Source organism: Sphingobium salicis subsp. salicis (genome assembly GCF_049472635.1).
GTDB classification, from domain to species: domain Bacteria; phylum Pseudomonadota; class Alphaproteobacteria; order Sphingomonadales; family Sphingomonadaceae; genus Sphingobium; species Sphingobium yanoikuyae_A.
In genome coordinates, this window is the sequence record NZ_JAYRCS010000001.1 from 4,696,130 (window position 1) to 4,710,000 (window position 13,871).

Here is a 13,871-nt window from a genome sequence, read left to right on the forward strand (position 1 = left end):
TTTACCTGAGTTCGGGGACAGGTTGGGGGGTGAGCAAGCCCTGCTCAGGCGGCTTCGGCAATCTTGCCATCTTCCTTCTTGATGATGCGGCTGTTGCGGCCGTCGATCGAGACGGGGACGGTGCCGGCGATGGTGGCGCGGCGCAGCTGGCGATGCTGGGTGCCGAAATCGGCGATGGCGCGATGCTGGGTGGCGCGATTGTCCCAGATGGCGACGTCGCCCGGCTGCCAGCGCCAGCGCACGGTGTTTTCTGGCCGGGTTACGGCATCCTGGAAGGTGGCGAACAGGCGCTGGCTGTCGGCCTGGCTGAGGCCGACGAACTGCTTGAAGAAATGGCCCAGGATCAGCGAGCGCTCGCCGCTTTCGGGATGGACATGAACCAGCGGATGTTCGGTTTCATAGACGGTCGAGGCGAAGACTTCGCGATAGCGCTTCACCGCTTCCTCGTTCGCATTGGTGACGACCGAGGCATAGTCATAGAGGTTGGAATGGACCGCCCACAGGCTGTTGGCGAGTTGGCGCAGCGGTTCGGGCAGTTCCTCATAGGCGGCTGCCGTATTGGCCCAGAGCGTGTCACCGCCGGCCTGCGGGATGACGATGGCACGCAGGATCGAGGATTCGGGATAGGCGGGGACGAAGGTGACGTCGGTGTGCCAGCTCGACGCGGCGCGGCCCTCCTTCGAATCCAGTTCCAGCAGATATTTGGAGCCGGGCACGACCGGGACGGTCGGGTGGGCGACGGGCTTGCCGAACCGTTCGGCAAAGGCTTCCTGGCCGGCATCGTCGAGATGATGCTGGGCGCGGAAGAAGATCACCTTGTGGCGGACGAGGGCGGCGCGGATCGCGGCGATGGTGGCGTCGTCAAGGTCGCCGCCCAGCGCGACGCCGCGAATCTCCGCGCCGATGCGGCCGGCGACGGGAACGACATCGAGCGGACCGTCGGCATCGGCGGCGTTGAGGAAGCTCTGGGTCAGGATGGTCATGGCAGGTCTCCTTGAAATTATGCGTGGACGGTCAGGCGGGGATCGCGTCGCGCTGGTCGAGGGCGCGGCGGATTTCGGCATGGGCGGCTTCGTCGAGCGGGAAGCGCCAGATGATGAGGGTGGCGATGATGTGGGCCAGGGCCGGGCCGAGGGCGAAGACGGTCTTCAATCCTTCGAGCGCGGTGGGATCGTTGTGCGGGCCGGCGGCAAAGCCGAGCCAGGCGATGAGCGGCAGGGCGATGCCGATGCCGATCGCCGGGCCGAGCTTGGCCGAGAGGGCAAAGACCGAGAAGAAGAGGCCGGTGCGGTCATGGCCGGTGCGCAGCCGGTGGGCGTCGGCCACATCGGCGACCATGGCGCGCAGCATCAGGTTGCCCGAGCCCTGGGTCAGCCCCTGGGCGATGGTGAGGGCGAGCAGCAGCGGCAGGCCGCCGGGGAAGACGAAGAGCAGGCCGATATTGATCGCCGCCTGGGCGATTTCGCCGCTGATCGCTGCCTGGCGCTTGCCGATGCGGGTGCCGATGCGCAGCCAGATCGGCGCGGCGGCGACGCCGAAGATGAACTGGAGCAGATAGAGGCCGCTCGCCCAGGCGGGCAGGCCCATATACCAGACGGCGAAGAAGACGATCAGGCTGGCGCGGATCGACTGGCCGGCGGTGACCACCGCGTCGGAGGCGAGGACGCGCAGCAGCAGCCGATCGGAGAAGATGACGCTGGTGGCGCGCCAGAAGCTTTGGCGGACCGGCGGGGTGGCGGGCACCGGCGGTTCGGGCACGGAAAAGAGGGTGAGGGCGAGGCTGGGGATGAGGGTGGCGATGATGAAGCCGCCGACCAGTTGCAGCTTCAGCGTGCCATTGCCCGGTTCGACCTGGTCGAGGATGGTCGGCAGCACCAGCACGGCGAGCAGGCCGATGGCGCGCAGCAGCGTCTGATAGCTGACGACGCGGGTGCGGCCATGATAATGGCGCGACAGCTCGCCGGCCCAGGCCGAGGCCGGGATCTCGATCATCGACCAGCCGAGATAGAAGAAGAAGAGGGCGGCGCCGAGATAGGCGGGTGTCACCAGCGCGGCGGGCGGGAAGAAGAGCAGGGCGGAGGACAGGCCGAACAACAGGCCGCCGGCCGCGATCCAAGGGCGGCGCCGGCCAAAGCGGCTGCGGGTGCGGTCGCTGAGCGCGCCGACCAGCGGATCGGCGCTGACATCCCAGATGCGGCCCAAGAGGAAGATGAAGCCGATGGTGGCGAGCGAAAGGCCGAACTGGGTGGCGTAAAGCTGCGGCACGAACAAGGCGAGCGGCAGGCCGGCACCGGCGATCGGCACCGCGATCGAGGCGAAGCCGGTGAGGCGCAGGCGCGAGGGTTCCCCCTCCCCGACGCGGGCGGGTTCCGGCCGGGTGATGCTCCGGTCATCCAGATAGTCTGCGTAGGGAAGGGTAGCCATGATCTTGCCTCCGTATTGGGGGTCAGAATTTGCTGCGCAGGGTGACGCCGATGGTGCGGGGATCGCCGACGGTGGCGGTGACGAGGCCGGTGTTCGCGACCGAGAGCGTGTCGACATAATCCTTGTCGAACAGGTTCTTGGCCCAGAGCGACAGGTCGATCAGGCCATCGTCCAGCCGCACGCCGATGCGCGCATTGGCGACGCCGTAGCTGGGCACCAGCGAGTAGCGGCTGTCCGACACGGCGGTGTAGTAGGAGGAGCGCCAGCTATAGTCGGCGCGGCCGTAAAATTGGGCGTCGCCCCATTTGGTGGTGCCGAGCGGAATGGCGAAGTCGCCGCCCGCGCTCCACGACCATTCGGGCACGCCCGACAGCGGCTTGCCGCTCAGGTCGGTCACGGCCGAGCCGCCGGTGGTCGGGTTCAGTGCCTCGACCGGGGTAGGGCCGTTCTTGAAGTCGACATAATAGGCGTCGGTATAAGCGAGCGAGGCGTTGAGGTTGACATAGCGGCTGAGCGCCAGCGCACCGTCCAGTTCGAAGCCGCGCGCGCGCGCCTCGGGAATGTTGGTGATATAATTGCGGGTGCTGTTGGTGCCGACAATCTGTTCGGTGATCGCGGTCTGATAGTCGAAGATATTGGTCCAGAAGGCGGCGGCGTTGAGCGTCGCCTTGCCGCCCCAGAACTGGCTCTTCACGCCCGCTTCGTAATTGTCGACCTTCTCGCCGCCGACATCGGGGCTGACCCCGGCCGGGATGTTGGTGAGGTTGAGGCCGCCCGACTTGTTGCCGCGCGAATAGGTGGCATAGACCAACACGTCCGGCGCCACCTTGTAGGACAGGGTGGCCAGACCCGAGAGGCTGTTGTCGGTGAAGCCGGTCGAGTAACTGGTGATGGGGTTGAGGCTGTTGCGCAGTGCGATCGCGGCGGTGCGCTGGGCCGCGGTCAGGCTGGAAAGATCATTCCCCTCCGCCCACCACTGGCTGTAGCTGCCCTGCTTCTTCTCGTGCGTGTAGCGCAGGCCGAGCGTCAGCGAGAGGCTGTCGGGGATGATGGCGTAGCTGGCCTGGCCGAACAGCGCGGCGCTCTTGGTTTCCGGATTGGAGCTGGAGCGGGCGACGAAGCCGTTGACAGCCGCATTGCTGACCACCGGATCGGCATTGGGGAAGAGCCAGAGCGGCGCGTCCACGCCATAGCCGGCGGCGCCCGACCCGTTGATGATCTGCCAGAAATAATAGGCGCCCAGCACATAGGAGAGGCGGGTGTCGCCATTGGAGGCGACGCGAAATTCCTGGCTGAACTGGCGCTGGTTATTTTCCTGGTGGTTGAGCGTGTTGACCGAGAGCGAGGTGGCGTCGCTGTCGTTGCGCGGATACCAGTTCCAGGCGCGATAGGCGGTGATCGAGCTGAGCGTGACCGGGCCGACATCCCAGTCGGCCTTGCCCGAAATGCCCCACTGATTCATGTTCGCCTGAAACCGGCCGTCGACATCGACCTTGCGGGCGAAGGGATCGGTGGCGAGCGGCGTGTAACCGGCGCGGGCGGCGCGGATCGCGAAATTGTTCGCGATCGTGTTGCCGTCATCATAGGTGGTGAAGACGGTGCTGGGCAGGCGGACGCAGCAATTGAGCGTCTGCTTGGCATAGTCACCGATCAGGCGCAGGCTGAAGCCCTCACCCTGGGTCAGCAGCAGCTGGCCGCGCGCGGTGAAATTGTCGTAATCGTGAATTTTCTTGCCGTTATGGACATTGGTCAGGAAGCCATCGCGATGGGTGTCGGCAATGCTGACGCGCACCGCCGCCCAGTCGGTCAGGCCACCGGTGACCGAGCCGCGCATCTGATGGAAACCATAGTCGCCCAGCGTCGCTTCCACCTGGCCGCCGAAATCGAAGCTCGGCTGGCGGGTGGTGATGTTGATCGCGCCGGCGGTGGTGTTCTTGCCGAACAGCGTGCCTTGTGGCCCGCGCAGCACCTCGATCCGTTCAAGGTCGACCAGGTCGAACTGGCTGGCGCCGACCCGGCCATAATAGACATCGTCGATATAGACGCCGACGCCATTTTCGAGGCCGTCATTGGTCAGCGCGACGTTGGAGCCGAGGCCGCGAATGTTGATGTTGGTGTTACGGGGGTTGAAGCTGAACAGCTGGAGGCTGGGCGCGACCTGCTGCACGGCGGCGAGCGTATAGTCGCCGCGCTGTTCGACCAGATCGCCGCCGACGACGGAGAGGGCGACCGGCACGTCCTGCGCCTTTTCGGCGCGGCGGCGGGCGGTGACCAGGATGGGGGCGCCATAATCGCCTTCATCGACGGCGGCTTCGGGGGCCGGGGCAGGCGCCGCGGCGGCGGGGTCGTCGGCAGCATAAGCGGCACTCGGCAACAGGCCGAGGACGACGCCGGCGAGCAGCAGGCGACGGAGGGACTGGCCGTGCCGGGGTCGGCTGGGCGCGAGGACTTGGGACATGAAGAGGCTTACTCCCTGAATTTCTTGTCTGTTCTGCTTGTGGGCTGCGGACGCAGGGCATCGTCGCGCACGGCATTCAGGCCGTAGAGCGCGGCGGCCGCCTGGAGCAGCGACACGGAATAGGCTGGGTGCGGCGACGCGCGTCGGCCGCGAGCTTCCACGGGCATGCGATCCCCCTTTCCCGCACGACGCATCGGCGGAGGACGGGCGGATGGAGGCGCGCTGACAGGCAGCGCGCTGCGTGGCGGGCGTCAGGCCCTAGATTTCAGATGGATGGCACATCGTTTCATTCCCCGTTCTGTTGGGGGGAACACGAAGCTGGCGTCGTCGCCCGAGCATCGTGCGCTTTAGCTGTTGGTGACGCGGAGCAAGCTGCATCCCGATCAAAAGCCGCGGGTCCGATGCCGATGTCGTCATCCGGGCGGGGACCAGTCCGCTCCGTTTCAGGCAATCTCTACTTATAAGATAGAGTGTCTGGCTCAACCAAGTTTTGCTTGGCCGTGCCCAAATTGCGCTGTGCCGGTCCATCCGCCCGTTCGAGCATGGCGTCACGCCGGGCGAGGGTGATGAGGCGCAGGTCCGATTCGGCGGCGCGATCGAGGGCGAGGCTGGTCGGGGCGGAAAGGGTGACGAGCAGCGGGCAGGCGGCGAGCGCGGCCTTTTCCACCAGTTCATAGGAACAGCGCGAGGAGAGGAGGGCGAAGCCGCCATCCCAGCCAAGGCCGGCGCGGGCCATGGCGCCGATCAGCTTGTCGAGGGCGTTGTGGCGGCCGACATCCTCGCGGGCGAGACGGAGCGTGCCGTCGGGCGCGGCGAGGGCGGCGGCGTGGAGCGCGCCGGTGCGCTGATTGCCCGGCTGGCGCGCGTCGAGCGCATCGAGGGCGCGGAACAGGGCATCGTCGCTGGCCTGGGTGACGGCGGTGACGCGTGGCAGCGGGCGCAGCGCCTGCTCCAGATTCTCTATGCCGCACAGGCCACAGGAGGATTCGGCGACGCGGTGGCGGACGCGGGCGAGGATGCGGTCATGGCGGTCGGCGATCAGGCGAATGCGCAGCAACAGGCCCTGGGGCGCTTCATGGACGTCGATGTCGATGATGTCGGCGGCTGTATCGATCAGCCGTTCGGACAAAGCGAAGCCGGTGGCGAGATCGTCGAGATCGGCCGGGGTCGCCATCAACACGGCATAGCCGATGCCATTATATTCGAGTGCGACCGGGCATTCGACCGCGACCGCGCGGGTGACGGGTGCGCGGCCGCCGTCCGGGGTGATCCGGGTGAAGCGGACGGGCCGGTCGGCGTCGCTCATCGGGCGGCGCGCACCATGACGGGAATCGACTTGTAGGCGGGGGTGCCGCTGGCCGGATCATAATCGTCGAGCGGGACGAGATTGTTCGCCTCGGGATAATAAGCCGCGAGCGATCCGCGCGCGATGGCGTGCATGACGATGGTGAAGCCGCGCAGTTCGCGCCCGGCCGGCGTCGTCACATCGACCTTGTCGCCATGGGCCAGGCCCATCTCCGCCAGATCGATCTCGTTCGCGAAGATGATGTCGCGCCGGCCATGGATGCCGCGATAGCGATCATCATAGCTATAGATGGTGGTATTATACTGGTCATGGCTGCGGATGGTGGTGAGCAGCAGCGGCAGCGCGCCCTCGTCCGGCGCGGCCGGGTGGGTGATGAACTGCGCCTTGCCGCTGGGCGTGTTCCAGATCCGGTCGCTGGGGCCGACGGTCAGGCGGAAGCCGCCGGGTTCGCGCACCCGGATGTTGAAGTCGCGGAAGTCGGGATAGACCGCCTCGATCCCGTCGCGGATGCGGTCATAATCGGCGACCATGCCGTCCCAGTCGGTGCGGCTGGCGGGCATGGCGGCTTTGGCCAGGCCGGCAACGATCGCCGGTTCGGAGCGGACATGGGGCGAGGGGGGCTTCAATTTGCCGCGCGAGGCGTGGACCATCGACATGCTGTCTTCCACCGTCACCCATTGCGGGCCGGCGGCCTGCATATCCAGTTCGGTGCGGCCAAGGCAGGGCAGGATCAGTGTCTCGCGCGCGGTCAGCAGGCAGGTGCGGTTGAACTTGGTGAGGATGTTGACCGACAGGTCGAGCCGGCGCACGGCGGCGAAGCAGGCGTCGGGATCGGGCATGGCGACGGCGAGATTGCCGCCAAGCGAAATCAGCGCTTTCGAGTCCCCGGCGTGCATGGCGGCCAGTGCCTCGACCGCATTATGGCCATGCTTGCGCGGCGACTGGATGGAAAAGGCGGTGTCGAGCCGTTGCAGCATCGCTTCGGTCGGCAGTTCGGTGATGCCGACGGTGCGATCGCCCTGCACATTGCTATGGCCGCGCAACGGGCAGATGCCGGCACCCGGCTTGCCGAAATTGCCGCGCAGCAGCAGCAGGTTGGCCAACGCCTGCACATTCTGCGTGCCGTGGCGATGCTGGGTGATGCCCATGCCATAGCAGATGATGACCCGGGCGGCCCTGGCATAGACATGGGTCATGCTCTCGATCGCTTCGCGGGTGAGGCCGGACAGGCGCTCGATCCACGGCCATTGGGTGGCCTCGATATCGGCGCGCAGGGCGTCGAAGCCCTCGGTATGCTGGGCGATGAACTCGTGGTCGAGCGTGCCGGGCTGCTGCGCCTCGATCGCCAGCAGCGCCTTCATCATCCCCTTGAGCATCGCCATGTCGCCGCCGATCTGCACCTGATGATAGGCGGACGCGAGCGGGGTGGCGCCAGGCGAGAGCATTTCGGTGGGATGCTGGGGCGACTTGAAGCGTTCCAGCCCGCGTTCGCGCATCGGGTTGGCGACGATGATCGGCACGCCGCGCTTGGAGGCGGCGGCGAGCGTGCTCAGCATGCGGGGATGGTTGGTGCCCGGATTATGGCCGATGCAGAAGATCGCGTCGGCATGGTCGAAATCCTCCAGTGTCACCGTGCCCTTGCCGATGCCGATCGACTTGGGGAGGCCGGTGCTGGTCGCCTCGTGACACATGTTCGAGCAGTCGGGGAAATTGTTGGTGCCGAACTCGCGGGCGAACAACTGATAGAGGAAGGCGGATTCGTTCGACGCGCGGCCCGAGCAGTAGAATTCGGCCTGGTCGGCATGGTCGAGCGCCTGGAGCGCGGCGCCGGCGCGGGCAAAGGCTTCGTCCCAGCTGATCGGCACGAAATGGTCGGTCGCGGCATCATAGCGCAGCGGCTCGGTCAGGCGGCCGGCATCCTCCAGCTTGTGGTCGGTCCAGTTCCACAATTCGCTGACGCTGTGGCGGGCGAAGAAATCGGGATCGACGCGCTTGACCGTCGCTTCCCAGGTGACGGCCTTGGCGCCATTCTCGCAGAATTCGAACGAAGAGGTGTGCTTGGGGTCGGGCCAGGCGCAGCCGGGGCAGTCGAAGCCGTCGGGCTGGTTCATCTGGAGCAGGGCGCGGGTGTCGGGGCTGGCGCGCATCTGTTCGGCGACCGTCTTGGCCACTGCACGCAGGGCGCCCCAGCCGCCGGCCGGGCCGTCATAGCTGGAGACGCCTTCCACCGTGTCGGGGATCAGGTCTTCGGCGGATTTGTCCATGGTCGTCTGTCCCACATCATCGCGGTGCCCCGCGTGGGATATAGGAAAATTCGGCTGGAGAACCAAGGCCGGGCAGGCAGGATGGGGCGTGCCCGCAGGGGGCTGTCATCATCATCTGCAGCTATCGGGAAAGTGATGGTGCGGTCGAGAAGACTCGAACTTCCACGGCCTTTCGGCCACAACGACCTCAACGTTGCGCGTCTACCAATTCCGCCACGACCGCACATCAACAGGGAAACCGGCGGGGCCGGTGCCTTGGTAGGAGGCGGCCCTTAGCAAAGGCTTTTGGGTCATGCAACCAGTGATCGGCATCAACGTTATCTTTGTTTGGCAGAAAGTCGGTTGCGAAAGGGGGCTGGCCCCATGTCGTTGCATTTCTGGGTGGGATCGGGCGGCGCGCTGGTGGCCGCCGCCGTGATGGGGCTGGGCCTGGGCGCCTATGTCACCAGCCCGCAAAAGCCGGTGCGGCCTGCGCTGGAGGCGGAACTGGATAGCGGCGACATGGCGACGGCGCAGACTCTGCCGGAGGCCGAGCGCGGACCGGCGTTCGTGACCTGCACCGGATGCGGACCGCCCCTGGAGGAACGGCGGATGCAGGCCGACATGGCGGGGCTGGATGCCGATGGCATGATCGGCGAATCGCGCGATCCGGCGGTGCGCGACTATCTGGCGGAAGAGGAACAGCCGGTCGAATCGGCGGCGCTGGGGTATCCGCCGCTGCCGCAGCCGACGGTGCGGGTCGATCGCCTGCCGCCGCGGATCGAGCGATTCGCGGCGGGCGAGGCGGAACCGGGACCGGCGCTGAGGCCGGTCGCGGCGACGACGGCGCCGTCCCCGCCGGTCCCCGCAGAACCGGCAGAGGCGGGCTTGCCGCAGTAATTATTCGGCAGCGACCGGGGTCGATGCGTCGCTCAGCGGATGGGCCAGGCGATTGACCATTTCCTTCGGGCAGACCTGCCAGATGTAGCGGCGCCAGCGATCCCAGTCCTCCAGGATGGTGTTCGACCATTTGCTGTCGGTCGCGACCGCATGTTCAGCGATCAGCGCCTTCAACTCGCCTTCCCAATGGGCACTGTCCAGACGCTGCCAGACGATGCTTTCCGGGTTGGCGCGGCTCGGGAAGCTGCCATCCTCGTCGAGGATGAAGGCCATGCCGCCGGTCATGCCCGCGCCGAAATTGGCGCCGGTCTTGCCCAGGATCACGGCGGTGCCGCCGGTCATATATTCGCAGCCATTGGCGCCGCAGCCTTCGACCACCACCTTCGCGCCCGAATTGCGGACCGCGAAGCGCTCGCCGGCCTGGCCCGCCGCGAACAGCTTGCCGCTGGTCGCGCCGTAGAGGACGGTGTTGCCAAGGATGGTGTTGTCCTTCGACGAGAGCGGCGAGGAGACGGTGGTGCGCACCTTGATGATGCCGCCCGAAAGCCCCTTGCCGACATAGTCGTTGGCGTCGCCGAACACTTCGAGGGTGATGCCCTTGCAGAGGAAGGCGCCGAGCGACTGGCCGGCCGAACCGCGCAGCCGCACGGTCAGATGGCCGTCCGCCAAGGTCGACATGCCGAACTTTTCGGTCACGGCCGAGGAGAGGCGGGTGCCGACGGCGCGGTGCGTGTTGCGCACCGTGTAGGTCAGCTGCATCTTCTCGCCGCGCTCGAATACGGCGCGGGCATCCTTCATCATCTGCGCGTCGAGGCTGTCGGGCACTTCATTGCGCCACTGGGGCAGGCTGAAGCGGCGATGCTCGTCGGGGGCGTCGACCTTGGCCAGGATCGGGTTGAGATCGAGATCGTCGAGATGCTCGGCGCCGCGATTGACCTGCTTCAGCAGTTCGGTGCGGCCGATCACTTCGTCGAGGCTGCGGAAGCCAAGGCGGGCCAGGATCTCGCGCACTTCCTCGGCGATGAAGGTCATCAGGTTGATGACCTTTTCCGGGGTGCCGGTGAACTTCTGGCGCAGCTTCTCATCCTGCACGCAGACGCCCACGGGGCAGGTGTTGCTGTGGCACTGGCGCACCATGATGCAGCCCATGGCGACCAGCGACAGCGTGCCGATGCCGAATTCCTCGGCGCCCAGGATCGCGGCAATGACGATGTCGCGCCCGGTCTTGAGGCCGCCATCGGTGCGCAGCTTCACGCGGTGGCGCAGGCCGTTGAGGGTCAGTACCTGATTGGCTTCCGACAGGCCCATTTCCCAGGGGGTGCCGGCATATTTGATCGAGGTCTGCGGGCTGGCGCCGGTGCCGCCGACATGGCCGGCGACCAGGATGACGTCGGCATGCGCCTTGGCAACGCCGGCCGCGACCGTGCCGATGCCGGCCTGGCTGACCAGCTTGACGCAGACGCGGGCGCGCGGGTTGATCATCTTGCAGTCATAGATGAGCTGCGCGAGATCCTCGATCGAGTAGATGTCATGGTGCGGCGGCGGCGAGATCAGCGTCACGCCGGGCGTCGAGTGACGCAGGCGGGCGATGAATTCGGTCACCTTGAAGCCGGGCAGCTGGCCGCCCTCGCCGGGCTTGGCGCCCTGTGCGACCTTGATTTCGATTTCCTCGGCGGAGCCCAGATATTCGGCATGGACGCCGAAGCGGCCCGACGCGATCTGCTTGATCACCGAATTGGCATTGTCGCCATTCTCATAGGGCTTGAAGCGCGCGGCATCCTCGCCACCCTCGCCCGACACCGCCTTGGCGCCGATGCGGTTCATCGCGATCGCCAGCGTCTCATGCGCTTCGGGGCTGAGCGCACCCAGCGACATGCCCGGCGTCACGAAGCGCTTGCGGATCTCGGTGGTGGCTTCGACCTCGTCGATCGGCACCGCCTCGCGGGCGAAGTTGAACTCCATCAGGTCGCGCAGATAGACCGGCGGCAGGTCGCGCACGCCGCGCGAGAATTGCAGATAGGTCGAATAGCTGTCGGTGCCGACGGCGGTCTGCAGCAGGTGCATCAGCTGGGCGGAATAGGCATGGGCCTCGCCGCCGTTGCGCTGGCGATAGAAGCCGCCGATCGGCAGGCGGACGACCGCACTGTCATAGGCCTTGTCGTGGCGCAGCATCGCCGAATAGTGGAGCGAGGCATAGCCTTCGCCCGAAATTTTCGCCGGCATGCCGGGGAAGAGATCGTTGACCAGGGCGCGCGACAGGCCGACCGCTTCGAAATTATAGCCGCCGCGATAGGAGCTGACGACCGCGATGCCCATCTTGGACATGATCTTGAGCAGACCCTCGTTGATCGCGGTGCGCTGACGCTCGAAACACTGGTCGAGGGTCAGGTCGCCGAACAGGCCACGGGCGTGGCGATCGGCGATGCTGGCTTCGGCCAGATAGGCGTTCACCGTGGTCGCGCCGACGCCGATCAGCACCGCGAAATAATGGGTGTCGAGCGCTTCGGCCGACCGCACGTTGATCGACGCATAGCTGCGCAGGCCCTTGCGGACGAGATGGGTGTGGACGGCCGCGGCGGCCAGCACGCCCTGGATCGCGACCCGGTCCTGCCCGGCGCGCTCGTCGGTCAGGAACAGTTCGCTGCGCCCTTCGCGCACCGCCTGCTCGGCCTCCTCACGGATGCGGGCGATCGCCGCGCGCAGCTGTTCCTGGCCGCCGGTCGAGGGGAAGGTGCAGTCGATTTCGGCCACGGCCGGGCCGAAATAGGCCTTGAGCCGCGCCCATTCGGCGCTGTTGAGCACCGGCGATTCCAGCACCAGCACATGGCTGTTCTGCGCATCTTCCTCCAGGATGTTGTGGAGGTTGGAGAAGCGCGTCTTGAGGCTCATCACATGCCGTTCGCGCAACGGGTCGATCGGCGGGTTGGTGACCTGGCTGAAATTCTGGCGGAAGAAATGGCTGATGGTGCGCGGCTTGTCGGAGATGACCGCCAGCGGCGTGTCGTCGCCCATCGAGCCGATCGCTTCCTTGGCATCCTCCACCATCGGCGCGAGGATCAGTTCCATATCCTCCAGCGTCATGTTGGCCGCGACCTGACGACGGGTCAATTCCGCCTTGTCCCATGCCGGCAGGGCGCTGGGGACGTCGGGCAGGTCGGTGATGTCGAGGAAGTCCTTGATCAGGTCGCCATAGGGGCGCTCGCCCGCGATGCGATCCTTGATCGCGCGGTCGTCATAGACTTCGCCTTCCTGCAGATCGATCGCGATCATCTGGCCCGGACCCATGCGGCCCTTCTGGACGATGGTGGTTTCGGGCACGACGACCATGCCGGTTTCCGAACCCACGATCAGCAGATTGTCGCCGGTCAGCGTGTAGCGCAGCGGGCGCAGCGCGTTGCGGTCGACGCCGGCCACGACCCAGCGGCCGTCGGTCATCGCGAGTGCGGCCGGGCCATCCCACGGCTCCATCACGGAGGCGAGATATTCATACATGTCGGCATGCGCCTTGGGCAGCTCGGCGCTTTCCGCCTGCCATGCCTCGGGCACCAGCATCAGCTTGGCCGTGGGCGCATCGCGGCCGGAGCGGCAGATCGCCTCGAACACGGCGTCCAGTGCGGCGGTATCCGACGCGCCGGCCGGGATCACCGGCTTGATGTCTTCCGACTGCTCGCCGAAGGCTAGTGAGGCCATCTTGATCTCGTGGCTCTTCATCCAGTTCTTGTTGCCGCGGATCGTGTTGATCTCGCCATTATGGGCGAGGGTGCGGAACGGCTGGGCCAGCCACCATTGCGGGAAGGTGTTGGTCGAATAGCGCTGGTGGAAGATGGCGACGCGGCTCTCGAACCGTTCGTCCTGCAGGTCCGGATAGAAGACCGACAGCGATTCGGCGAGGAACAGGCCCTTGTAGATGATCGAGCGGCACGACAGCGAGCAGACGTAGAAGTCGCTGATCTGCGCTTCGATCACCTTCTTCTCGATGCGGCGGCGGATCAGGTAGAGATCCTTCTCGAACTCGCCGACGTCGCGTTCCTCCGGCATCGGGCCGGCGATCATGATCTGCTCGATCTCGGGACGGGTGCGCTGCGCCTTCTCGCCGATGACGGAGACGTCGACCGGCACCTGGCGCCAGCCATAGATGGTGTAGCCCGCGTCGATGATCTCGGCTTCGACGATGGTGCGGCAGGTTTCCTGCGCGCTGAGGTCGGTGCGGGGCAGGAAGATCATGCCGACGGCCAGGCGGTTGGGCAGCGGCTTGTGGCCCGAATCGGCGATCGCATCGTCGAAGAAGCGGACCGGCAGGTCGACATGGATGCCGGCGCCATCGCCGGTCTTGCCATCGGCGTCGACCGCGCCGCGGTGCCACACGGCCTTGAGCGCATCGATCGCGGAGGAGACGACGCGGCGGCTGGGCCGGCCATCGGTGGCGGCGACCAGGCCGACGCCGCAGGCATCGCCCTCCATCTCGGGATGATACATGCCCTCGGCAGCGATGCGTGCGCGCTCTTCGGGGCTGGCCATGAAATTGGTGTCGGTCATGATG

At 66.4% G+C, this 13,871-nt stretch carries 8 protein-coding genes and 1 tRNA gene; 1 reads left to right on the forward strand and 8 read right to left on the reverse strand.

What is annotated here, in order from left to right:
• Nucleotides 1–44: 44 nt before the first annotated feature.
• From VHN57_RS22630 to VHN57_RS22660, 7 genes are all read right to left on the reverse strand, one after another.
• Nucleotides 45–983, reverse strand: coding sequence for a TauD/TfdA dioxygenase family protein (locus VHN57_RS22630; protein WP_010336953.1), 939 nt, complete (start codon nt 981–983; stop codon nt 45–47).
• 31 nt (nt 984–1,014) lie between these two features.
• Nucleotides 1,015–2,424, reverse strand: a complete 1,410-nt coding sequence (locus tag VHN57_RS22635; RefSeq protein ID WP_423285628.1) for an MFS transporter — start codon at nt 2,422–2,424, stop codon at nt 1,015–1,017.
• Nucleotides 2,425–2,446: 22 nt separating this feature from the next.
• Nucleotides 2,447–4,882, reverse strand: coding sequence for a TonB-dependent receptor (locus VHN57_RS22640; protein WP_423285630.1), 2,436 nt, complete (start codon nt 4,880–4,882; stop codon nt 2,447–2,449).
• A gap of 8 nt (nt 4,883–4,890) precedes the next feature.
• The gene (locus VHN57_RS22645; protein ID WP_004209804.1) at nt 4,891–5,049 is read right to left on the reverse strand and encodes a hypothetical protein; all 159 of its coding nucleotides are present in this window, start codon (nt 5,047–5,049) and stop codon (nt 4,891–4,893) included.
• A 287-nt stretch (nt 5,050–5,336) separates the two neighbouring features.
• Entirely contained in the window at nt 5,337–6,188 is an 852-nt protein-coding gene (fdhD, locus tag VHN57_RS22650) for a formate dehydrogenase accessory sulfurtransferase FdhD (protein ID WP_423285632.1), read from the reverse strand.
• On the reverse strand, nt 6,185–8,452 hold the full coding sequence (locus tag VHN57_RS22655) for an FdhF/YdeP family oxidoreductase (protein WP_423285634.1): 2,268 nt from the start codon (nt 8,450–8,452) through the stop codon (nt 6,185–6,187). Before VHN57_RS22655 ends, fdhD begins: the two co-directional genes overlap by 4 nt.
• A 136-nt stretch (nt 8,453–8,588) precedes the next feature.
• Nucleotides 8,589–8,675: transfer RNA gene (locus VHN57_RS22660), tRNA-Leu, on the reverse strand.
• A 140-nt stretch (nt 8,676–8,815) separates the two neighbouring features.
• Here VHN57_RS22660 and VHN57_RS22665 point away from each other — a divergent pair.
• A complete protein-coding gene (locus VHN57_RS22665) occupies nt 8,816–9,331 on the forward strand; it encodes a hypothetical protein (RefSeq protein WP_423285636.1) in 516 nt (171 codons plus the stop codon).
• On the opposite strand, the gene gltB is transcribed toward VHN57_RS22665, so the two are convergent.
• Nucleotides 9,332–13,867, reverse strand: coding sequence for a glutamate synthase large subunit (gene gltB, locus VHN57_RS22670; protein ID WP_004209810.1), 4,536 nt, complete (start codon nt 13,865–13,867; stop codon nt 9,332–9,334).
• Between the last annotated feature and the right edge of the window lie 4 nt (nt 13,868–13,871).